This window comes from uncultured Maribacter sp. (assembly GCF_947500405.1).
In the GTDB taxonomy this organism is placed as follows: domain Bacteria; phylum Bacteroidota; class Bacteroidia; order Flavobacteriales; family Flavobacteriaceae; genus Maribacter_B.
The window spans coordinates 35,057-55,777 of record NZ_CANMRY010000001.1; the positions used below are offsets into that span (position 1 = coordinate 35,057).

Annotated in this window: 18 protein-coding genes; 14 read left to right on the forward strand and 4 right to left on the reverse strand. The window is 31.5% G+C overall.

The window, feature by feature from the left end:
* Positions 1–16 precede the first annotated feature (16 nt).
* From Q0945_RS00175 to Q0945_RS00185, 3 genes are all read left to right on the forward strand, one after another.
* On the forward strand, positions 17–259 hold the full coding sequence (locus tag Q0945_RS00175; RefSeq protein ID WP_299429574.1) for a hypothetical protein: 243 nt from the start codon (positions 17–19) through the stop codon (positions 257–259).
* Between the two features lie 67 nt (positions 260–326).
* Complete coding sequence (gene rluF, locus Q0945_RS00180; RefSeq protein ID WP_299429576.1) at positions 327–1,067, forward strand: 23S rRNA pseudouridine(2604) synthase RluF; 741 nt, start codon at positions 327–329, stop codon at positions 1,065–1,067.
* 118 nt (positions 1,068–1,185) lie between these two features.
* Positions 1,186–2,487 carry a carboxypeptidase-like regulatory domain-containing protein gene (locus Q0945_RS00185; RefSeq protein WP_299429578.1) on the forward strand — a complete coding sequence of 434 codons (1,302 nt, stop codon included), beginning with the start codon at positions 1,186–1,188 and terminating at the stop codon, positions 2,485–2,487.
* 61 nt (positions 2,488–2,548) lie between these two features.
* On the opposite strand, the gene recQ is transcribed toward Q0945_RS00185, so the two are convergent.
* Positions 2,549–4,747, reverse strand: coding sequence for a DNA helicase RecQ (gene recQ, locus Q0945_RS00190; protein ID WP_299429580.1), 2,199 nt, complete (start codon positions 4,745–4,747; stop codon positions 2,549–2,551).
* A 205-nt stretch (positions 4,748–4,952) separates the two neighbouring features.
* Here recQ and Q0945_RS00195 point away from each other — a divergent pair, with 205 nt between their 5' ends.
* The 4 genes from Q0945_RS00195 (at position 4,953) to Q0945_RS00210 (ending at position 8,299) form a co-directional block, all read left to right on the forward strand.
* The gene (locus tag Q0945_RS00195; protein WP_299429582.1) at positions 4,953–5,918 is read left to right on the forward strand and encodes a KpsF/GutQ family sugar-phosphate isomerase; all 966 of its coding nucleotides are present in this window, start codon (positions 4,953–4,955) and stop codon (positions 5,916–5,918) included.
* Positions 5,918–6,760: a twin-arginine translocase subunit TatC gene (gene tatC / locus Q0945_RS00200; RefSeq protein WP_298488238.1), complete on the forward strand. Its 843-nt coding sequence runs from the start codon at positions 5,918–5,920 to the stop codon at positions 6,758–6,760. Before Q0945_RS00195 ends, tatC begins: the two co-directional genes overlap by 1 nt.
* Positions 6,761–6,833: 73 nt before the next feature.
* Complete coding sequence (lptB, locus tag Q0945_RS00205; RefSeq protein WP_121068106.1) at positions 6,834–7,574, forward strand: LPS export ABC transporter ATP-binding protein; 741 nt, start codon at positions 6,834–6,836, stop codon at positions 7,572–7,574.
* Positions 7,575–7,609: 35 nt separating this feature from the next.
* Positions 7,610–8,299 (forward strand): GNAT family N-acetyltransferase, encoded by a 690-nt coding sequence (locus Q0945_RS00210; RefSeq protein ID WP_299429585.1) that lies wholly within the window; start codon positions 7,610–7,612, stop codon positions 8,297–8,299.
* A gap of 28 nt (positions 8,300–8,327) precedes the next feature.
* On the opposite strand, the gene rlmF is transcribed toward Q0945_RS00210, so the two are convergent.
* The 3 genes from rlmF to Q0945_RS00225 are packed head-to-tail and all read right to left on the reverse strand — an operon-like array spanning position 8,328 to position 10,997.
* Entirely contained in the window at positions 8,328–9,305 is a 978-nt protein-coding gene (gene rlmF, locus Q0945_RS00215) for a 23S rRNA (adenine(1618)-N(6))-methyltransferase RlmF (protein ID WP_299429587.1), read from the reverse strand.
* On the reverse strand, positions 9,305–10,222 hold the full coding sequence (locus tag Q0945_RS00220; protein ID WP_299429589.1) for an alpha/beta hydrolase: 918 nt from the start codon (positions 10,220–10,222) through the stop codon (positions 9,305–9,307). Before Q0945_RS00220 ends, rlmF begins: the two co-directional genes overlap by 1 nt.
* A 19-nt stretch (positions 10,223–10,241) precedes the next feature.
* Positions 10,242–10,997 carry a CDP-alcohol phosphatidyltransferase family protein gene (locus tag Q0945_RS00225; RefSeq protein ID WP_299429591.1) on the reverse strand — a complete coding sequence of 252 codons (756 nt, stop codon included), beginning with the start codon at positions 10,995–10,997 and terminating at the stop codon, positions 10,242–10,244.
* A 101-nt stretch (positions 10,998–11,098) separates the two neighbouring features.
* On the opposite strand from Q0945_RS00225, the gene Q0945_RS00230 reads away from it, so the two are divergent.
* From Q0945_RS00230 to Q0945_RS00260, 7 genes are all read left to right on the forward strand, one after another.
* Positions 11,099–12,286 carry a DUF4105 domain-containing protein gene (locus tag Q0945_RS00230; protein WP_299429593.1) on the forward strand — a complete coding sequence of 396 codons (1,188 nt, stop codon included), beginning with the start codon at positions 11,099–11,101 and terminating at the stop codon, positions 12,284–12,286.
* 9 nt (positions 12,287–12,295) lie between these two features.
* Complete coding sequence (locus Q0945_RS00235; RefSeq protein ID WP_299429595.1) at positions 12,296–14,173, forward strand: ABC-F family ATP-binding cassette domain-containing protein; 1,878 nt, start codon at positions 12,296–12,298, stop codon at positions 14,171–14,173.
* Positions 14,174–14,180: 7 nt separating this feature from the next.
* Positions 14,181–14,675: a hypothetical protein gene (locus Q0945_RS00240; RefSeq protein ID WP_299429596.1), complete on the forward strand. Its 495-nt coding sequence runs from the start codon at positions 14,181–14,183 to the stop codon at positions 14,673–14,675.
* Positions 14,676–15,015: 340 nt separating this feature from the next.
* Positions 15,016–15,591 (forward strand): cob(I)yrinic acid a,c-diamide adenosyltransferase, encoded by a 576-nt coding sequence (locus Q0945_RS00245; RefSeq protein WP_299429598.1) that lies wholly within the window; start codon positions 15,016–15,018, stop codon positions 15,589–15,591.
* Between the two features lie 135 nt (positions 15,592–15,726).
* Complete coding sequence (locus tag Q0945_RS00250; protein ID WP_013994285.1) at positions 15,727–15,951, forward strand: DUF2795 domain-containing protein; 225 nt, start codon at positions 15,727–15,729, stop codon at positions 15,949–15,951.
* 225 nt (positions 15,952–16,176) lie between these two features.
* Positions 16,177–19,536, forward strand: coding sequence for a preprotein translocase subunit SecA (gene secA, locus Q0945_RS00255; RefSeq protein WP_299429600.1), 3,360 nt, complete (start codon positions 16,177–16,179; stop codon positions 19,534–19,536).
* Positions 19,537–19,719: 183 nt separating this feature from the next.
* On the forward strand, positions 19,720–20,613 hold the full coding sequence (locus tag Q0945_RS00260; RefSeq protein ID WP_299429602.1) for a sensor histidine kinase: 894 nt from the start codon (positions 19,720–19,722) through the stop codon (positions 20,611–20,613).
* The last annotated feature ends 108 nt before the right edge of the window (positions 20,614–20,721 follow it).

Genomic DNA, 20,721 nt, shown 5'->3' on the forward strand with positions numbered 1-20,721 from the left:
TGATTTAAAATTTTAAATGGATAAAAAAATAAAACTTATATGGGATTTTCGTGGTCCTGCAGCATTAAAAACCGCAGAACACCATGAAATACATTTAAAAGAATATATTACCATAGAAGGACTTTCTATAAACATTACTGGCTTTTCCGTTCTTAATGATATGCATAGTATTGCTTATATGGTTGTAGAGGAATCTAACATGATACCAGTAAGAGATGCTTTAAAACCGCATAGAGGAGAAATCTATGTTGAAAAATAAGGCTTAGAACCTTAATCTATTATTACTTTACCAATAAAAAACTACTACTCTTTACAGATAATATTTTATGACAGAGCCTAAAAAAACAAGAATTAATAAATACCTAAGTGAAGTTGGCTTTTGCTCTAGAAGAGCTGCTGATAAACTTATAGAACAAGGCAGAGTTACTATCAATGATAAAGTTCCAGAAATGGGCACTAAAATTATTGAGGGAGATATTGTAAAGGTAGATGGCGAAAGTGTTACCCAACCTAAAGAAAAACCCGTATATATTGCTTTTAACAAACCTATTGGTATTGTATGCACTACCGATACAAGAGTAGAAAAAGATAATATAATTGACTATATAAACTACCCTAAAAGAATTTTTCCAATTGGCAGATTAGATAAACCAAGTGAAGGTCTTATTTTCTTAACCAATGATGGTGACATAGTTAACAAAATATTACGTGCAAGAAACCATCATGAAAAGGAATACATTGTTACTGTAGACAAACCTATAACGCCAAATTTTTTACACCAAATGCGAAACGGTATTCCAATTTTAGATACCGTAACTCGTAAATGTGAAGTAGAAGAAATAAGTAAATACCAATTTAAAATTATTTTAACGCAAGGATTAAATCGTCAAATTAGACGCATGTGCGAGTATTTAAATTACGATGTAAAGAAGTTAAAAAGAGAACGTATTATGAACATCTCTTTAGATGTACCCGTTGGAAAGTGGCGTTATATTACCGAAAAAGAACTTGCAGAAATTAACAGACTTGTATCTACCTCATCAAAAACTCATGACACTGATTTTTAACATGTTACTTCCTTAAAAAATAGTACATTTTAACATACTTTTATTTAAAAATTAGTACCTTGTAGTTGGTCTCTTTTTGCTCTAGAGAGTAAATAGTTTTCTAAAATCCAAAATTACCATGGCAGCAAACAAAAAAGTATCCATATTACTATTCACTACTTTTATTCTTTTAAGTTTAAATAGCACAATAGCTTTTGCTTTTCAAGAACCAGAAACTAATTATGCAGAATATAAAGGAGAAGTATTAGATGAATCTTCAAAAAAACCATTGATTTTTGCTACTCTAGCTATAGAAAAGTCAAACATTAGTACTGTAACAAATAAAGAAGGAGAATTTTCTCTAAAGATTCCAAATTCCACCGAAAGTAAAAATGTAATCGTTTCTTTCTTAGGATACAAAACAAAAATTATTCCTTTAAATGAATTCAAAAAAAATAAAACAAAAATATATTTAGCTATCTCTGTAACAGAACTAACCGAAGTTAATTTAAGTATTCCAAAAAATGCAGAAGCACTAGTAAGAGAAACATTAAAAAGTAAAGGAGAAAATTATTTTGACGACCCAACTTTAATGACTGCTTTTTATAGAGAGACAATAAAGAAAAGAAGAAAAAATGTCTCCTTATCTGAAGCCGTAGTTAATATATACAAAACACCATACACCTCTAAAAGAAATGATGCCGTAAAACTATATAAAGCAAGAAAAAGTACGGATTATAATAAACTAGATACCGTTGCCTTAAAACTGCAAGGAGGGCCTTTTAATGCTCTTTATATTGACATTATAAAATATCCTGAATATATTTTTAGTGAAGAATCGTTGGACAATTACCTCTTTAGCTATGACAGCTCTACAAGAATAAATGATAAATTAATCTATGTTATTAATTTTAAACAAAAACCCCATGTATACTCTCCCCTATATAAAGGGAAACTTTTTATAGACATTGAAAACAAAATTCTTACCAATGCTACCTATAAATTAAATATTACAAACAAAGAAGCTGCATCTAGAATGTTTGTTCGCAGAAAACCAAAAAACGCTAACGTACGACCTACAGAAGTTGCCTATAGAGTAGACTACAGAGAAAAAAATGGTAAATGGTATTATGGGTACAGCAATGTTTTTTTAGAATTTAAAATTGATTGGGATAAGAGATTATTTAACTCTGTTTATAGTATGACCTGCGAAATGGCAGTTACGGATTGGGAAAAGAGCACTAAAGAATCACTCCCTAAACCAAAAGAGCGTATTAAATCTTCTATTATTTTAAGTGATGCTGCTGTAGGTTTTTCTGATCCAGATTTTTGGGGAGAATATAATATTATAGAACCAGAAAAATCTATAGAATCGGCTATAAGAAAAATTAAACGTCAGCTAAAACGTATTAATGTAAACGAAGGTACATCTAGACCGTAACTAAAAAAGAGAGCCAAAACATAACAAAATGATTTGGTTCTCTTTTAATTTTATGCTTATACTAATTAGCTACTTCACTAATAAATTTTAACCTATATAAACGAAGTTCTTCATCTTCATAATCCCCATCAAACTCTTTACTGGCTTCTTCTAAATCATCTGTTTCTGCTTCTAAAAAGTAATCGTGTATTTCATCTTGTTGATCTTCATCCAAAATTTCATCAATCCAATAGCCTAAATTTAATTTTGTACCACTGAAAACAATTTGCTCCATCTCTTTTATTAAATCTGGAAGCTCTATACCTTTAGCAGAAGCAATATCATCTAAAGACAATTTACGATCCACATTTTGTATTATATATAGCTTTAAAGCAGAATTTGCGCCCGTACTTTTTACTACTAAATCATCTGGACGAATAATATCATTATCTTCTACATAACTGGATATTAACTCTACAAATGGTTTTCCGTATTTTTTTGCTTTCCCTTCTCCTACACCATGAATATTTAACATCTCTTCCATAGAGATAGGATATTTTAAAGCCATATCGGCCAAAGAAGGGTCTTGAAACACTACAAAAGGAGGTACACTTAATTTATCTGCTTGTGCTTTACGCAAATCTTTTAATTGCTTTAACAACTTCTCATCTGAAACCCCTGCAGCTTTAGACGCACTAACAATAGCAGCATCGCTCTCCTCATTATACACATGATCCATAGTCATCATGAAAGACTCTGGTGTATCTAAATATTCTTTCCCTTTTGGAGTTACTCGTAACACTCCATACTGTTCTATCTCTTTTTTAAGATACCCTGCAACAAGTACTTGACGAATAAGTGCCATCCAATAACTAGAATCTTTATCTTTCCCTATACCAAAAAAAGGCTTTTCATTAGTTTTATGAGAAGATATTAAGGCGTTAACCTCTCCAATTATTGTTTTTACTATCTCTTTGGCTTTAAACTTTTCACTTGTACCCTGAACCACACTAAGTAGTTTTACTACATTCTCTTTGGCTTCTTTTTTATCTTTAGGGTTACGAGCATTATCATCCATATCTGCTCCTTCGCCATTTACCTCATCAAAAGATTCTCCAAAATAATGCAGCATAAATTTACGTCTAGACATAGACGTTTCTGCATAGGCAACAACCTCTTGCAAGAGTGCATTTCCTATTTCTTGTTCTGCAACAGGCTTACCAGACATAAACTTTTCTAGTTTCTCTACATCTTTATACGAATAAAAAGCAAGGCAATGCCCTTCTCCACCATCTCTTCCTGCACGTCCTGTTTCTTGGTAATAACTCTCTATACTTTTAGGAATATCATTATGTATTACAAAACGAACATCTGGTTTGTCTATTCCCATACCAAAAGCTATTGTAGCAACTACTACATCCACATCTTCCATAAGAAACATGTCTTGGTACTTAGACCTTGTTTTTGCATCAAAACCAGCATGGTATGGCACCGCACTTACGCCATTTACTTGTAATACTTGCGCTAAAGCCTCTACTCGTTTTCTACTTAAACAATAAATAACCCCAGATTTTCCTTGATTTTGTTTTACAAAACGAATAATATCTGCATCTATATTTTCTGTTTTGGTACGTACTTCATAAAACAAATTTGGTCTATTAAATGATGCTTTAAATAATTGCGCATCTGTAATACCTAAATTTTTAATAATATCTTCTTGTACTTTTGGGGTAGCCGTAGCTGTAAGACCTACAATAGGAATATTATCTCCTAATCTCCCAACAATATTTCGTAAATTTCTGTATTCTGGTCTAAAGTCATGCCCCCATTCCGAAATGCAATGTGCCTCATCTACAGCAACAAAAGAAATGGTTACAGAATTAAGAAACTCTACATATTCTTCCTTTGTTAAAGACTCTGGTGCAACATATAAAAGTTTTGTAATCCCATTAGTTACATCTTCTTTTACTTGTTTTATTTCTGTTTTATTTAAAGAAGAATTTAATACATGTGCTACACCATGTTCTGAGGAAACACCTCTTATGGCATCCACTTGGTTTTTCATCAAAGCAATTAAAGGAGAAACTACAATGGCTGTACCTTCTTTCATTAATGCTGGTAATTGGTAACATAAAGATTTACCCCCTCCCGTTGGCATAATTACAAAAGCATTTTTGCCATCTAAGATTTTTCTTATTACTTCTTCTTGTAAGCCTTTAAACTGATTAAATCCAAAATGCTTTTTTAGTGCAGCATGTATATCATCAACATTACGACTCATAACTATCTATTGTCATTTTTCACTTAATCCTGTGAATATTATCACATGAATTTAATAAATTATACTTTTAAAACCTAGCTACTAAATAAAACAAAGCTAATTTCTATTTTATAAAATATTGTATAAAATTAAGTTTGCTTAATTTTGCAGTTCTTAAAGATAATACATTCTTTTAGGAATACAATCCTTTTAATTGCACATTACATTGAACAATACAAAAGCTATACTAGATTTAGCAAAAAAAACAATAGACCTCCAGAGTAAAGCAATAGGCAATATTGCTAATTTGCTAGATGCAAATTTTGCAAATGCCGTAAATGCAATTATGGAAGCCAAAGGCAGAGTTATTGTTACAGGAATAGGAAAAAGTGCTATTATAGCAAGTAAAATTGTAGCCACTTTTAATTCTACTGGAACTCCTGCTATTTTTATGCATGCTGCCGATGCCATTCATGGTGATTTAGGAACAGTACAAGATAATGACGTTGTTATTTGTATTTCTAAAAGCGGTAATACACCTGAAATAAAAGTTTTAGTCCCTTTACTAAAAAGAGGCAAAAATAAACTTATAGGAATTACCGGAAACACAGAATCTTTTTTAGCGCAACAAGCAAATTTTATTCTTAATACTTATGTAGAAAAAGAAGTATGCCCAAATAATTTAGCACCTACTACCAGTACTACAACACAATTAGTAATGGGAGATGCTCTAGCTATTTGTTTGTTAGAACTAAAAGGATTTAGCAGTACTGATTTTGCAAAATACCACCCAGGTGGTGCATTAGGCAAAAAACTATATTTACGTGTTGAAGACATAGCTAATAATAACAAAAAACCACAGGTTAATATTTATGCAGATGTAAAAGAAGTTATTGTAGAAATATCTGAAAAAATGCTTGGGGTAACTGCAGTATTAGAAGACAATAAAATTGTTGGTATTGTAACAGATGGGGATATTAGAAGAATGCTTAATAAACATGACTCTATTAAAGGGCTTACCGCAAAAGATATAATGACCACTTCTCCAAAAACAATAGAAACTGGTGTACTTGCAATTAAGGCTTTAGAAATAATGCAAAATAGCGGTATTTCTCAATTACTAGCTATTAAAGACAATACATACCAAGGCGTTGTTCATTTACACAATTTAATAAACGAAGGCATATTATAATGAGTAATAAAAATAAACAAACTCCTGCAGAAATGTCTTTTCTTGACCATTTAGAAGAATTACGTTGGCACCTTATAAGAAGCACCTTAGCAGTTGTAATTATAGGAAGTCTTGCTTTCTTATTTAGAGGATTTGTTTTTGATACGGTTATTTTTGGGCCTAAGAAAATGGATTTTCCAACCTATAGATTATTTTGTGAAATAGCAACTTACTTAGGTTTTGATTCTGACTTCTGCGCTGATAAATTACCTTTTACCATACAAAGTAGATTAATGTCTGGCCAATTTTCTGCACATATTTGGACCTCTATTTGGGCTGGTTTTATAGTTGGTTTTCCGTATATTTTATACGAAATGTGGAAATTTATTAGCCCTGGGCTCTATGAAAAAGAACGTAGAAACTCTAAAGGCTTTATTTTAATAGCCTCTTTTTTATTTTTTCTAGGAGTTTTATTTGGATATTATATAGTAGCGCCATTATCTATTAACTTTTTAGGAACTTACCAAGTAAGTGAAGAAGTACTAAATGAGTTTGATTTAAGCTCATTTATTGCTACAGTACGATCCTCTGTTATAGCATGTGGTATTCTTTTTGAATTGCCAATTATCATATACTTTTTAACCAAAATAGGAATAGTAACTCCAGAGATAATGAAAAAATATAGAAAAATAGCTTTAGTTGTTGTTCTTATACTTTCTGCTGTAATTACACCTCCGGATGTTGCTAGCCAAATTATTGTTGCAGTACCTGTTTTAATTTTATATCAGGTAAGTATTTATATTTCTTCTTATGTATTAAAAAAAGAAGCTAAAAAGGCAAAGAAAAACCTAAAAACAAGTTAGACCTTAAAAAGGAATTGGTTAAAAATTACATAAATTCTTTTGATGCTAACCAAATAGAATTAGATTTGAAAATATGAAGCTAAGAGCAGATAATATTATGAAAGCCTATCGTGGGCGCCAAGTTGTTAAAGGTATTTCTTTAGAAGTAAACCAAGGAGAAATTGTTGGTCTTCTTGGCCCAAATGGCGCAGGAAAAACCACTTCCTTTTATATGATTGTTGGCCTTGTTAAGCCAAATAGCGGTAAAATCTATTTGGACGATATGGAAATTACCAATTTCCCTATGTACAAAAGAGCTCAAAATGGCATTGGTTATTTAGCGCAAGAAGCATCTGTTTTCAGGAAACTAAGTATTGAAAAAAATATTCTTAGCGTTTTACAACTTACCAAACTAAGCAAAAAAGAGCAACACATGAAAATGGAGTCTCTTATTGAAGAGTTTAGCCTTGGACACATTCGTAAAAACCGTGGCGATTTACTTTCTGGTGGAGAGCGCAGACGTACTGAGATTGCAAGAGCATTAGCTACAGACCCAAAGTTTATATTACTAGATGAGCCTTTTGCTGGTGTAGACCCTGTTGCTGTAGAAGACATACAACGTATTGTAGCACATTTAAAAGATAAAAATATAGGCATTTTAATTACGGACCACAACGTACAGGAAACACTTGCTATTACAGAACGGTCTTACCTAATGTTTGAAGGTGGTATTTTAAAATCTGGAATTCCTGAAGATTTAGCTGCGGATGAAATGGTACGTAAAGTATACCTTGGACAAAACTTTGAATTACGTAAAAAGAAGCTTGATTTTTAAAGGGCTGATTTTTCTAGTTAAAAAGAATAAATTTCATGGATAATTTTGAAGAAACATTAAAAAATCCTGTTTGGCATGCGTTAAGTGAAGCACATGAAAAATTTGCTATATCTTTAAATGGAGTTAAATTTTATGACCCAAAAATTTGTCCTTTTGGAGCTTTTGAGACCCCAGAAAAAACCAGTAAGGCATTAAACGAATATGCCAAACTTACTAATGATTTTTTTCTAGTTTCAGAAAACATAGACCCAATATTTGATGAAAAATTTGTGGTTTTAGATCGTAAAATTGAAGGCGTACAAATGGTTTTAAAGGGTGCTTTAGAAGATTGTATAATTACGGAAGAAATTGTACCTCTCACAGAAGAACATGTAGATAAAATTTACGATTTAATATGGCTAGTTATGCCTGGGTATTACAAAAAAAGAAGCTTTGACATGGGCTCTTATTTTGGTATTTTTAAAGACAATATATTAGTTGCTGTAACTGGGCAACGCATACAAACGAATAGCTTTATTGAGGTTAGCGGTGTTGTTACGCACCCTAATTACACAAGACGTGGCCTTGCCAAACAATTGGTAGCACATACTACAAAAGAAATTTTAAAAACCGGAAAAAAAGCAATTTTACATACTACAAAAGGTAATGCAGCTATTAAACTTTATGAAAAACTAGGATATACATTAACTAGAGAAATGAACTGGTGGTATTTTCATAAAAAATAAAACTTACTCCAAAAATCAATATTTAATTTTATTCCCATCTTTTTAAACGCCAATCTTTTTGTTTTTCTTTAGACAAGAAAGTCCAAATTACTACTCTACTTATTTTATTTCCTTGCCCCATAGGCAAAGTGCCCACTTCTTTTGCTTCCACTCTTTCTAGTAATTTATGTACTATTGGCAAATTAGATTCTTTAGACACTAAGGTAGAAAACCACAAACATGAATTTGCAAATTGCCTACTTTGGTAAATCATATCTTTTACAAATTTCATTTCACCACCATCACACCATAACTCGTTTGCTTGTCCACCAAAATTAAGAGTAGGTTTCGCTTTTTTATCCCCTTGTAAATTTTTTAGTTTTCTTCTTGTTCCTCTTTGCGCCTCTTCTAAAGAACCATGAAAAGGAGGGTTGCAAACAGTTAAATCAAACAACTCCCTCTCTTTAATAATTCCTTTAAAAAAATCTCTAGAACTGGATTGCTGCCGCAATTCTATTTTTCCCCTTAAATGCGCATTCTTTTTAATAATATTCTCTGCAACTTCTATTGCTTTTGCGTCAATATCAGAACCAACAAAAGTCCACCCATACTCCGCTTCTCCAATAATAGGATAAATACAATTAGCTCCTACTCCAATATCTAAACATTTAATTTTGCTATTTTTCTTAATACCCTCTTCTAACATTTCCGGAACATCTCTATATAAAACATCTGCTACATTATGTATATAATCTGCCCTTCCAGGAATAGGCGGACATAGAAAGTTAGCTGGAATTTCCCAAAAACTAATCTTATAATAATGCATTAACAAAGCGGTATTTAACATTTTTACCGCTTGTGGGTCAAAAAAATTAATAGATAAGTCGTTGTATGCATTTGGTTGCACAAAAGGCTTTAAATCTGGAAAAGTTGTAATTAAAGCATCAAAATCATAACGATTTCTATGCTTACTTCTAATATGCAATGTAACTTTTTCTTTTGGGTGTTTTCTTTTTACTCCTCCCATTAATTCATCTTCATTTGTTCCTCAAAAAATAATACTGCTTTATCTAAAGTAAGCTTCATTAATTCTTTATTGTGCCAAAATCCATGTGGTGCTCTTGGTAAAGAAACCAACTCACAATACACATCATATGTAGATAACTTAGCTACACTATTTACAGATTGCTTAAATGGAACAATTTTATCTGCACTACTATGTATAAATAGCATTGGCGAAGATGTTTTACTAATATGAAAGTATGGAGAAGCTAACTTCCAAATATCTTTATTCTCTGTGTATGAAACTCCTAACCACTCTGCTAAAGGTTCGCTTTCTGGTACTAAGGAAAAATCTGCATCTGCCGCTAATATTACTGCAGCATTAACCTTAAAATCATTAGGATTACCAACAGGATTTAATGGCGATATTTCATTTGTTGTTGCAAGCATCATTGCCAAATGCGCTCCTGCAGACCCCCCTAAAACACCAACCGCATTAGCATTTAATTTGTATTCCTTAGCATTCTCTTTTACCCATTGCACAGCTGCTTTAGCATCTATAACAGCTCCTGGAAAAAGCGCTTCTTTTGTGGTTCTGTATTCTATACATGCTGCTGCAAATCCTCTTTTTGCTATTTCCTTAGCTATTTTTGCAAAGCCATCCTTGTCGCCAACTTTAAAACCACCACCTCTAATTACAACAATAGTTCTTAATTTTCCTTTAAAGACTTTTGGCTTGTATAAATCTAATAACAGGGTATCTTTCTTATAAGTTGCATATCTAATATCTTTTACAACAGCTATAGAAGTTTCTATTGCTACAGAATCTTTCTGAGAAAAAACAAAAGTAGACACAAAACAAAAAAGCAAGGTAATTGCAAATTGGAGCTTATATTTAATTACTTTCTTCATAAATAACCCCTCATTTATTAATACTCTCATAACTATTTACTAATTAAATTTATTTATTAGAACTTAAGTTTGTAATAAAAGAACTTACAACATAAAAAATAATAACAAATGGTATTGCTAAAAACTGTAATGTTAGTATTAAGACTAAGCTTATAATTATGAAAATATAGCGTAAAGCGTTATCCTTAAAACTCCAATTTTTAAATTTAAGAGCAAAGAGAGAAATATTAGCATTTAAAAGATAAGTACTAAGTATAATAACACTAATTAAAAACCACTGATTTAAAATTATACTATTTAAAAAGTCATTATTATGATGTAATAATATTAATGGTAACGACAATATTAATAAAGCGTTTGCTGGCGTTGGAAGCCCAGTAAAGGAAGTAACTTGATTTTCATCTATATTAAATTTTGCCAACCTATAAGCAGATGCTAAAGTAATTAAGAATCCTAAAAAAGGTAAAGGCGAAACTTTTAATCCTACCCAAAAAGTAGCATCCGACGCTTGTGATGCCATATCTACGTTCCACCCGCCAGACATAGACATTGCTAATAATTGAAACATTACAATACCAGGAACTAAACCACTAGTAACCATATCTGCAAGGGAATCTAACTGCAACCCCAAAACACTTTGTACGTTTAGAACACGAGCCGCTAAACCATCAAAAAAATCAAAAAATATACCTAAAAAAACAAATAAAGCAGCAAGCTCTAATTGATTTAAAACTGCAAAAATTACCGCTACACAACCGCAAAATAAATTACCTAAGGTTATTAAATTAGGAATATGTTTTTTCATCTTTTTTCGTATACTTTACGTAAAAGTAAGACATTTTTTCAGGAATGGGATTTGTTCCTAAATTATTCAGATATTTGCATTACACTAACTATTTCCTAATCATGTTTATTAAAAAATTATTATTTTGTTTAATTGTTCTTTACAGCACTTTTAACAGTGCACAAAACAAAATAGAATTATCTCCATTATCTAAAGTTAGCCTATTAACCATAGGACCTCAAGAAGAACTTAGTTCTAAATTTGGACATAGTGCTTTTAGAATACAAGACCCTACATTAGGAATAGACGTTACCTATAATTATGGGATGTTTAATTTTAGCGACCCATATTTCTATTTTAAATTTACTACAGGAAAACTACCCTATAAAATTGGCAGACATTCTTTTGAAAATTTCATGTACACCTATAAGGTTGAAAACAAATGGGTAAAAGAGCAGCATTTAGCTTTAAATTTAAAAGAGAAAAACGATCTAATAGCCTTTTTAGAAAACAATTTACTTCCAGAAAACAAGTATTATAAATATGATTTCTTGTTTGATAATTGTGCCACCAAAATTCCTGAAGTTTTAAATAAAGTAACCCAGAACAACTTACTATATAACTACCCTCATTTAAAAAATAAAAAAACATTTAGAGATTTAATACATGAATTTTTAGTTGAAAATGAATGGTCTACTTTTGGGATAGATTTAGCTCTTGGCTCTGTAATTGACAAAGAAGCAACACCCTGGGAACATCAATTTTCCCCAATTTATGTGTACCATCAATTAGAACACACTACAAAAAAAGATGGTACTCCATTAGTTTCTAAAACTGCTATGATTTTAAAATCTAAACCAGAAGAAAAAAGCAACTTATTTATTCTTAGTCCTCTTTTTTGGTTAGGGCTAATCTTATTAGCAACAACTGTAATAACAATTAAAGATTATACCTCAAAAAAAAGAACAAAATGGTTAGATGTTGTTCTTTTCTCAGCAACTGGTCTTGCTGGCATATTAATACTCTTTCTATGGTTAGGAACGGACCATACTGCAACTGCGTGGAATTTTAATTTCTTATGGGCATTTCCTATAAACTTATATTTTGCTTTTTTAGTAAGAAAAAACAAACTTCCAGAAACCATAAAACTATATCTCATTATTCTTTTATCACTAATTTTAGTTACTATGTTTTTATGGGTTGCAGAAATACAAGTATTCTCTCCTATCTTAATTTTTATACTACTTTCATTAATAATAAGGTACCTTTACATACTTTTTTATTTAAGGCACTCCCATATTAAATCCTAGTTTTAAAACATGAATTTACTTACTGTAGAAAATATTGCTAAATCCTTTGGCGAACTTGTTCTTTTTGACAACCTTTCTTTTGGCATTAATAAAGACCAGAAAATTGCTTTAATTGCTAAAAATGGTAGTGGAAAAACATCTATTTTAAATATACTATCGGGTGCAGAAAGTCCAGATAGTGGGCAAGTAAACTATCGTAAAGGAACCAGAGTCTCTTTTCTAGAGCAAGAACCAAAAATGGATCCTGACCTCACTATTGAGGAGACTATTTTTGCTTCGGATAATGAGGTATTAAAAGTAATAAGAGCTTATGAAAAAGCTTTAAACAATCCAGAAGACGCAGAGGCTTACCAAAAAGCTTTTGAAGCAATGGACCGTTTTAATGCATGGGATTTTGAAACCCAATACAAGCAAATTTTATTTAAACTTAAGTTAGAAGACTTAAACTTAAAAGTAGGTCTATTATCTGGTGGACAAAAAAAGAGATTAGCTTTAGCAGATGCACTAATTAACAAACCCGATTTATTAATTCTAGATGAACCAACTAACCATCTAGATTTAGAAATGATAGAGTGGTTAGAGCAATATTTTGCTAAAGAAAATATGACGCTCTTTATGGTTACCCACGATCGTTACTTCTTAGAACGTGTTTGTAATGAAATTATAGAGCTTGATGGTGGGCAACTTTACCCTTACAAAGGAAATTATTCTTACTATCTAGAAAAGAAAGAAGCAAGGCAAGAACAAGAAGCTGTAGAACACCATAAATCTAAATTATTATTTAAAAAAGAATTAGATTGGATGCGTAGACAGCCAAAGGCAAGAACTACAAAATCTAAATCTAGGATAGACGATTTTCATGCCATTAAGGAAAAAGCTAATAATAGAAGAAAAGAGCACGAGGTTCAGTTAGAGATTAACATGACCCGTATGGGAAGTAAAATTATAGAGCTTCATAAAATATCTAAAGCTTTTCCTGAAAAACCTATTTTAGACCAATTTGATTATAGTTTTACAAAAGGAGAACGGGTAGGTATTATTGGAAAAAATGGAACTGGAAAATCTACTTTTTTAAATATAATTGCAGGAAAAGGACAACCAGATAGTGGAAAGGTAGTAATTGGAGATACTATTAAATTTGGTTACTACACCCAAAAAGGTATTGAAATAAAAGAAGGCCAAAAAGTAATCGATGTTATTAGAGATTTTGGAGATTACATTCCTCTTAGTAAAGGTAGGCAAATATCTGCGCAACAACTTTTAGAACGCTTCCTTTTTGATAGAAAAAAACAATATGATTTTGTAGAAAAATTAAGTGGTGGTGAACGTAAAAGACTCTATTTATGTACCGTTTTAATACAAAACCCTAATTTTTTAATTCTGGATGAACCTACAAACGATTTAGATATTGTTACCCTAAATGTATTAGAAAGCTTCTTATTAGATTTCCCAGGTTGCCTTATGGTGGTTTCTCACGACAGGTATTTTATGGATAAAATTGTAGACCATTTATTTGTTTTTAGAGGCAATGCAGAAATAGAGAATTTTCCAGGAAACTACTCTGATTACAGAGCCTATGAAGATAGTCAGGTTTTAGAAAAAAGAGAACAAAAAGAAAACGCTACATCTAATTCTAAAAACTCTTGGAAAGCCGAGAGTAAAACTGGCACAAAATTATCCTATGGAGAGCAAAAGGAATACAACCAACTAGAAAGAGAAATACAAAAACTTGAAAATAAAAAAACAAAAGCGCAGAATGAATTTACAAATCCAGAATTATCTGGAGATGATATTGCTAAGCTTTCAAAAAAACTACAAGAAATAACTTCTGAAATTGAAACAAAAACAGAACGCTGGTTTGAGCTTTCTGCTATGTTAGAAGGTTAAGTTTATTATGTATTCTTTTATTTCGTATATAAAATTTTTATTCTCTGCTACCAATCAGCACGGTGTGCATTCCCCTTTTGTATATTCTTACATTACAAAAGGACTTTATACTAAAAAGAAATTTACGACATTAAAAAGTGTAGATATACTTCTAAAAAGCATACACTATTTTAATGTTAAAAATTTAAAGATAGACTCTGAAAGTAGCCTCTATCAAAATAATATTAAAACAAATTTCCCTAATTTAGAAACCAATGCTTCCCAATTTGATGGCATTTATTTAGAAAACTGCAAAGATTGGAGCAACACTATTATAGAAAAAGAAATAAAAAACGCTACTTGGGTTCTTATTAATAATATACACAACAATAAAGAAGAAAATTCCTTTTGGGAAAAGATTAAAAAACAAAAAGAGGTAAAGGTAAGTGTAGATTTATTTTATTGTGGTATCCTTTTTTTTAGAAAAGAACAAGAAAAAGAACATTTTAAAATTAGATACTAAAAGATTAATTTTAATGCAAAATAACGTTCTGAGCGTTAAAATATAGATTATCAAGTAAACTACCTCGGGGCAAGCTCACGAGGAATTAGAAGGAAAATTAGCATTGATTTCGACGCAAGTGTCGGAGCATTTAAATCTCGATTATCGAGTAAATTAGAATATTATGGAAGGAAATACTATATATTACGTATTAGGCGGAGTTGCAATGTTATATCTAATTGTTTCTATAAGAAATCGTCAAAAATCTAAGGATAGGAAATCTAGAAAATTTATGAGCGATTATAACCGAAAAAATAAAAAATAAACCTCTCTACTCCTAAAGCCCCCTAAAGCTATACATATGAAAATTTATACTAAAACCGGAGATAAAGGAACCTCTGCTCTATTTGGCGGCACAAGAGTTCCTAAACATCATATTAGATTAGATTCTTACGGTACTATTGATGAGCTTAATTCATGGATTGGCCTTATTCGTGACCAAGAAATAGACAGTATTTCTAAACAAACACTACTAACCATACAAGATAAACTTTTTACTGTAGGAGCAATTTTAGCTACAGACCCAGAAAAAGCTATTTTAAAGAACGGAAAAGAACGTCTTTCTATTCCCAAAATATCGGACGTAGATATTACTTTCTTGGAAGATAATATGGATACTATGGAAACACAGTTACCACAAATGACTCATTTTATTTTACCAGGCGGACACACAACCGTGTCATACTGTCATATAGCACGAACAGTTTGCAGAAGAGCAGAAAGGATGATTTCTTTTTTAAATGAAAACGAACCTACAGATGGTAATGTTTTGTCATTTATTAATAGATTGTCCGACTATCTATTTGTATTGGCACGAAAATTGTCGTTTGACCTCAAAGCGGAAGAAATAAAATGGATACCTGAGAAAAAAGGCTAATAATTTTGTTATTTATTCGTTATCAAAATATTAGAAAAAGATTTTTGTTGATAAAATATCAGAATTACTAGCAAAAAAACTTGGCTATTTATATTTAAAAATTATTTTTGCAAAAAATTAAAACATACTTTTAATATGTATTGGACATTAGAACTAGCATCTTATTTGAGTGATGCACCATGGCCTGCTACCAAAGATGAATTAATAGATTACTCTATTAGAACAGGAGCACCATTAGAGGTTGTAGAGAATTTACAATCCATGGAAGAAGAGGGCGGAGAAATTTACGAGTCCATAGAAGAAATATGGCCAGATTACCCCACCGAGGAAGATTACCTCTGGAATGAGGATGAATATTAATAAAATATTATAACAATTGCTATAAAAAAGTCTCCTTGGAGGCTTTTTTTTTATGTAATTTTGTCAGCCGTGTAATGCTATATTTACAAATACCTAAACTGGAATAGCTTTTGTTATGTAAGAAAACAGTTGGTAAAATATACTAGGCTTAAAAAATTATTGAAAAACCAATACCTAACTATACTAGTTGTTTATGTTTTTCTATCTAAAATATAGAATAAAATTATGAGTTTTATAAATTCAATACTAAAGGTGTTTGTAGGAGATAAATCCGAAAAAGATGTTAAGGCACTACAACCCATAATTAAACAAGTAAAATCTTTTGAAGCAGCTCTAGAAAACCTTAGTCATGATGAACTAAGAGCTAAGACTACAGAGTTTAAAAACAAAATAAAAGAAAATTGTTCTGACATTACTTCTAAAATTAATGCCCTAACAGAAGAAGTAAATGAATCTACAGACATAGACAAGAATGAGGACATCTATGCCGAAATAGATAAACTTAAAGAAGAAGCATACAAAATATCTGAAGAAACATTAAATGATATTTTACCTGAAGCATTTGCAGTAGTTAAAGAAACCGCTAAACGTTTTGCAAATAATACTACATTAACTGTTTCCGCATCTGAATATGACAGAGAACTATCTGGAGAAAAAGAATATGTTACCCTAGAAGGAGACAATGCCACTTGGCAAAACTCTTGGAATGCTGCAGGTAAAGAAGTTACCTGGGACATGATCCATTATGATGTGCAATTAATAGGTGGTATTGCATTACACCAAGGCAAAATTGCAGAAATGCAAACTGGGGAAGGTAAAACCTTAGTAGCTACCCTTCCACTCTACTTAAATGCGCTAACAGGAAATGGTGCTCACTTAGTAACTGTGAATGATTATTTAGCAAAAAGAGATAGTGCATGGATGGCTCCTATTTTTCAATTTCATGGTCTTTCTGTAGATTGTATAGATTATCATAAACCAAATTCTGATGGTCGTAGAGCTGCCTATAATGCAGACATTACTTATGGTACGAACAATGAGTTTGGCTTTGATTATTTAAGAGATAATATGGCGCACACACCAAAAGATTTAGTACAGCGCCCACATAACTTTTCTATTGTAGATGAGGTAGATTCTGTTTTGGTAGATGATGCTCGTACACCATTAATCATCTCTGGTCCTGTCCCAGAAGGAGACCGTCATGAGTTTAATGAACTTAAACCAAGAGTTTCTGAAATTGTTCAAAAACAAAGACAATACCTTACTGGAGTTTTTGCAGAAGCTAAAAAGCATATTTCTGAAGGAGATACTAAAGAAGGTGGTTTTCTTTTATTAAGAGTGCATAGAGGTTTACCTAAAAACAAAGCATTAATTAAGTTTTTAAGTGAAGAAGGAATAAAACAATTACTTCAAAAAACCGAGAACTTTTATATGCAAGATAACAACAGAGAAATGCCTAAGGTAGATGAAGAGTTGTTATTTGTAATTGATGAAAAAAACAATCAAATAGAACTTACCGATAAAGGTGTAGATTATATCTCTGGAGACCAAGACAAAGATTTCTTTGTAATGCCAGACATTGGTGGAGAAATTGCTAAAATTGAAAACCAAAATCTAGAAATAGAAAAAGAAGCAGAACTTAAAGAAGAGCTATTTAAAGACTTTACTGTAAAAAGTGAGCGTATACATACCATGAGCCAATTACTAAAAGCCTACACTCTATTTGAGAAAGATGTAGAGTATGTAGTAATGGATAATAAGGTAATGATTGTAGATGAGCAAACAGGTCGTATTATGGATGGTCGTAGATACTCAGACGGTTTACACCAAGCCATTGAAGCTAAAGAAAATGTAAAGATTGAAGCCTTAACACAAACTTTTGCAACAGTTACTTTACAAAATTACTTTAGAATGTATAGTAAGCTTTCTGGTATGACAGGTACCGCTATTACAGAAGCTGGGGAATTTTGGGAGATTTACAAATTGGATGTTATGGAAATACCTACCAACAGACCAATTGCTCGTGATGACCGTAATGACTTAATTTACAAAACAAAAAGAGAAAAATACAATGCCATTATTGATGAAGTTACCAAACTATCGCAATCTGGCAGACCTGTATTAATTGGTACAACATCGGTAGAAATTTCTGAATTACTATCCCGTATGTTAGCAATACGTAAAGTACCGCATAATGTATTAAATGCCAAGCTACACAAAAAAGAAGCAGACGTTGTTGCAGAAGCTGGTAACCCTGGCATTGTAACTATTGCAACCAACATGGCCGGTCGTGGTACTGATATTAAGTTATCAGACACTGTAAAGGCTGCAGGTGGCTTAGCAATTGTAGGTACAGAAAGACATGATTCTAGAAGGGTAGATAGACAGTTAAGAGGTCGTTCTGGTCGTCAAGGAGATCCAGGAAGTTCACAATTCTACGTTTCTTTAGAAGATAACCTTATGCGTTTATTTGGTTCAGACAGAGTAGCCAAAATGATGGACAAAATGGGCTTAGAAGATGGTGAAGTTATTCAGCATGGCATGATGACCAAATCTATAGAACGTGCGCAGAAAAAAGTAGAAGAAAATAACTTTGGTGTTCGTAAACGTCTTTTAGAGTATGATGATGTTATGAATGCGCAAAGAGAAGTTGTTTACAAGCGTAGAAGACATGCCATACAAGGTGAAAGGCTAAAGGTGGATATTGCAAATATGATTTATGACACTTGCGAAGTTATTACCGAAACTAATAAAGGAGCAAGTGACTATAAGAATTTTGAGTTTGAACTTATTAAATATTTCTCTATAACTTCTCCTGTTTCCGAAGCAGATTTTGAAAAATTAGGAATACAAGAAATAGCTAATACCATATACAAAGAGGCGTACAAGTATTACACCGAAAAAATGGAACGTAATGCCACTACTGCTTTTCCTGTAATTAAACAGGTTTATGAAGACCAAGCTAATAAATTTGAAAGAATTGTGGTGCCTTTTACGGATGGCATAAAAAGCTTAAATGTAGTTACGAACTTGCAAGAAGCTTATGATAGTAGCGGAAAGCAGTTAGTTACAGATTTTGAGAAAAATATATCTTTAGCAATTATTGATGATTCTTGGAAAACTCATTTACGTAAAATGGATGAGCTTAAACAATCTGTACAACTTGCTGTACACGAACAAAAAGATCCATTATTAATTTATAAATTTGAAGCTTTTGAGCTTTTTAAGAGTATGATTGATAAGGTAAATAAAGAAATAGTTTCTTTCTTATTTAAAGGAGAATTACCTTCTGAGAGCTCTACCATACAAGAAGCTGGAAGCGTAAGAAGACCAAAAGAGAATTTACAAACCAGTAAAGAAGAAATTCCTAATAGCGATGAGCTTGCTGCACAAAATAGAGCGGCAGGACAAACGCAAGGACAAAGACCTGCTGTTACTGAAACTATTACTAGAGAAAGGCCTAAAATTGGTAGAAACGATAGAGTTACTATTAAAAACATAATGTCTGGAGAAAGTAAAACTGTTAAATACAAACAAGCCGAACCTTTAATTACTAAAGGCGAGTGGGTTTTAATTGAAGAATAAACCTATACAAATATATAAAACGGCAATCTTTATAAGATTGCTGTTTTTTTTGCACTATAAATTAAAAAACTAGTAATTCCTCTTAGTTTTTTTCAAATTTTCAGAAACTTGTTGGTTTTAATCCAAAAACATAACTAGATTTACAATGGATAACTACGCTAACCAAGCTATAAAATCCAGTATATGCATAACAACATACTAGATAATAAAAAACAAATAAAAAAAACTAACTTTTTTTTAATAGTTAATTATGTTTCTTCACTAGCTGCAATACTATTTGCTGGAGCATGTTATTTTGTTTTTAATATAAACGTATTAGTAGCAATAGCATTCTTAATTTTTGGGATTCTAATTTTTATAAATTCTTTTCTTTTAAAGAAAAGAATAACACTATCAAACAGTAGCCTTATTTATAGTAATAATACATTATCTAAAAAACTATTAGAGAAAGAAACCCTATTAAAAGAAATTCATCATAGAGTAAAAAACAATCTACAAACAGTATCTAGCCTGCTTAGTATGCAATCTAGAAACATGGAAGATAAAGAGCTACAAACACTACTTAAAGGCACTCAAAATAGAGTAATATCCATGTCTATGATACATGAAATGCTTTACATGCGTAATGACCTTTCTAAAATAGAGTATAAAACCTATGTACAAGAACTAAGTCAGTATTTAATAAAATCTATAAAAGGAATAGAAAACAAAGTAAAACTAACCATAGATATACCAGATATAAAATTAGGTATAGATACTGCTATACCTTTAGGACTATTAATAAATGAAACTATTACAAACGCCTTAAAATATGGTATTGTAGATGATTCTGAAGGAGAAATACATATAGCTATTAAGAAAGAGATTCATAAAGAATATGTATTAATAATAGGAGACAATGGAGTTGGTTTTCCAGAAACTGTAAACCATAAAAACACAAAGTCTTTAGGGTTAAAGTTAATATACAGCCTAACAAGGCAACTAAAAGGCTCTGTTATAAGAGATATTTCTAAAAAAGGAACTAACTATATTATTAAGTTCCAAGAAATAGGACAACAACTAAACCCAATTGTATAAACTTATTTTTTCTTCTCTACAGGAATTTTTATAGGGCGTAAAGCTGCTCTTTTTTCTCTGTAATTAAAAATTAATGACCCTACAAATACTGCCGAGATTACTATTAGA

Coding starts and splice junctions, on each gene's coding strand:
- Q0945_RS00220 (WP_299429589.1), bottom strand. CDS start 10,222: ATGAGAGTATTAATAAATGAGGGGTTATTTATGAAGAAAGTAATTAAA.
- tatC (WP_298488238.1), top strand. CDS start 5,918: ATGAGTAATAAAAATAAACAAACTCCTGCAGAAATGTCTTTTCTTGAC.
- lptB (WP_121068106.1), top strand. CDS start 6,834: ATGAAGCTAAGAGCAGATAATATTATGAAAGCCTATCGTGGGCGCCAA.
- rlmF (WP_299429587.1), bottom strand. CDS start 9,305: ATGGGAGGAGTAAAAAGAAAACACCCAAAAGAAAAAGTTACATTGCAT.
- Q0945_RS00250 (WP_013994285.1), top strand. CDS start 15,727: ATGTATTGGACATTAGAACTAGCATCTTATTTGAGTGATGCACCATGG.
- Q0945_RS00210 (WP_299429585.1), top strand. CDS start 7,610: ATGGATAATTTTGAAGAAACATTAAAAAATCCTGTTTGGCATGCGTTA.
- Q0945_RS00225 (WP_299429591.1), bottom strand. CDS start 10,997: ATGAAAAAACATATTCCTAATTTAATAACCTTAGGTAATTTATTTTGC.
- Q0945_RS00230 (WP_299429593.1), top strand. CDS start 11,099: ATGTTTATTAAAAAATTATTATTTTGTTTAATTGTTCTTTACAGCACT.
- Q0945_RS00245 (WP_299429598.1), top strand. CDS start 15,016: ATGAAAATTTATACTAAAACCGGAGATAAAGGAACCTCTGCTCTATTT.
- Q0945_RS00240 (WP_299429596.1), top strand. CDS start 14,181: ATGTATTCTTTTATTTCGTATATAAAATTTTTATTCTCTGCTACCAAT.
- recQ (WP_299429580.1), bottom strand. CDS start 4,747: ATGAGTCGTAATGTTGATGATATACATGCTGCACTAAAAAAGCATTTT.
- Q0945_RS00235 (WP_299429595.1), top strand. CDS start 12,296: ATGAATTTACTTACTGTAGAAAATATTGCTAAATCCTTTGGCGAACTT.
- Q0945_RS00260 (WP_299429602.1), top strand. CDS start 19,720: ATGCATAACAACATACTAGATAATAAAAAACAAATAAAAAAAACTAAC.
- Q0945_RS00175 (WP_299429574.1), top strand. CDS start 17: ATGGATAAAAAAATAAAACTTATATGGGATTTTCGTGGTCCTGCAGCA.
- Q0945_RS00185 (WP_299429578.1), top strand. CDS start 1,186: ATGGCAGCAAACAAAAAAGTATCCATATTACTATTCACTACTTTTATT.
- secA (WP_299429600.1), top strand. CDS start 16,177: ATGAGTTTTATAAATTCAATACTAAAGGTGTTTGTAGGAGATAAATCC.
- rluF (WP_299429576.1), top strand. CDS start 327: ATGACAGAGCCTAAAAAAACAAGAATTAATAAATACCTAAGTGAAGTT.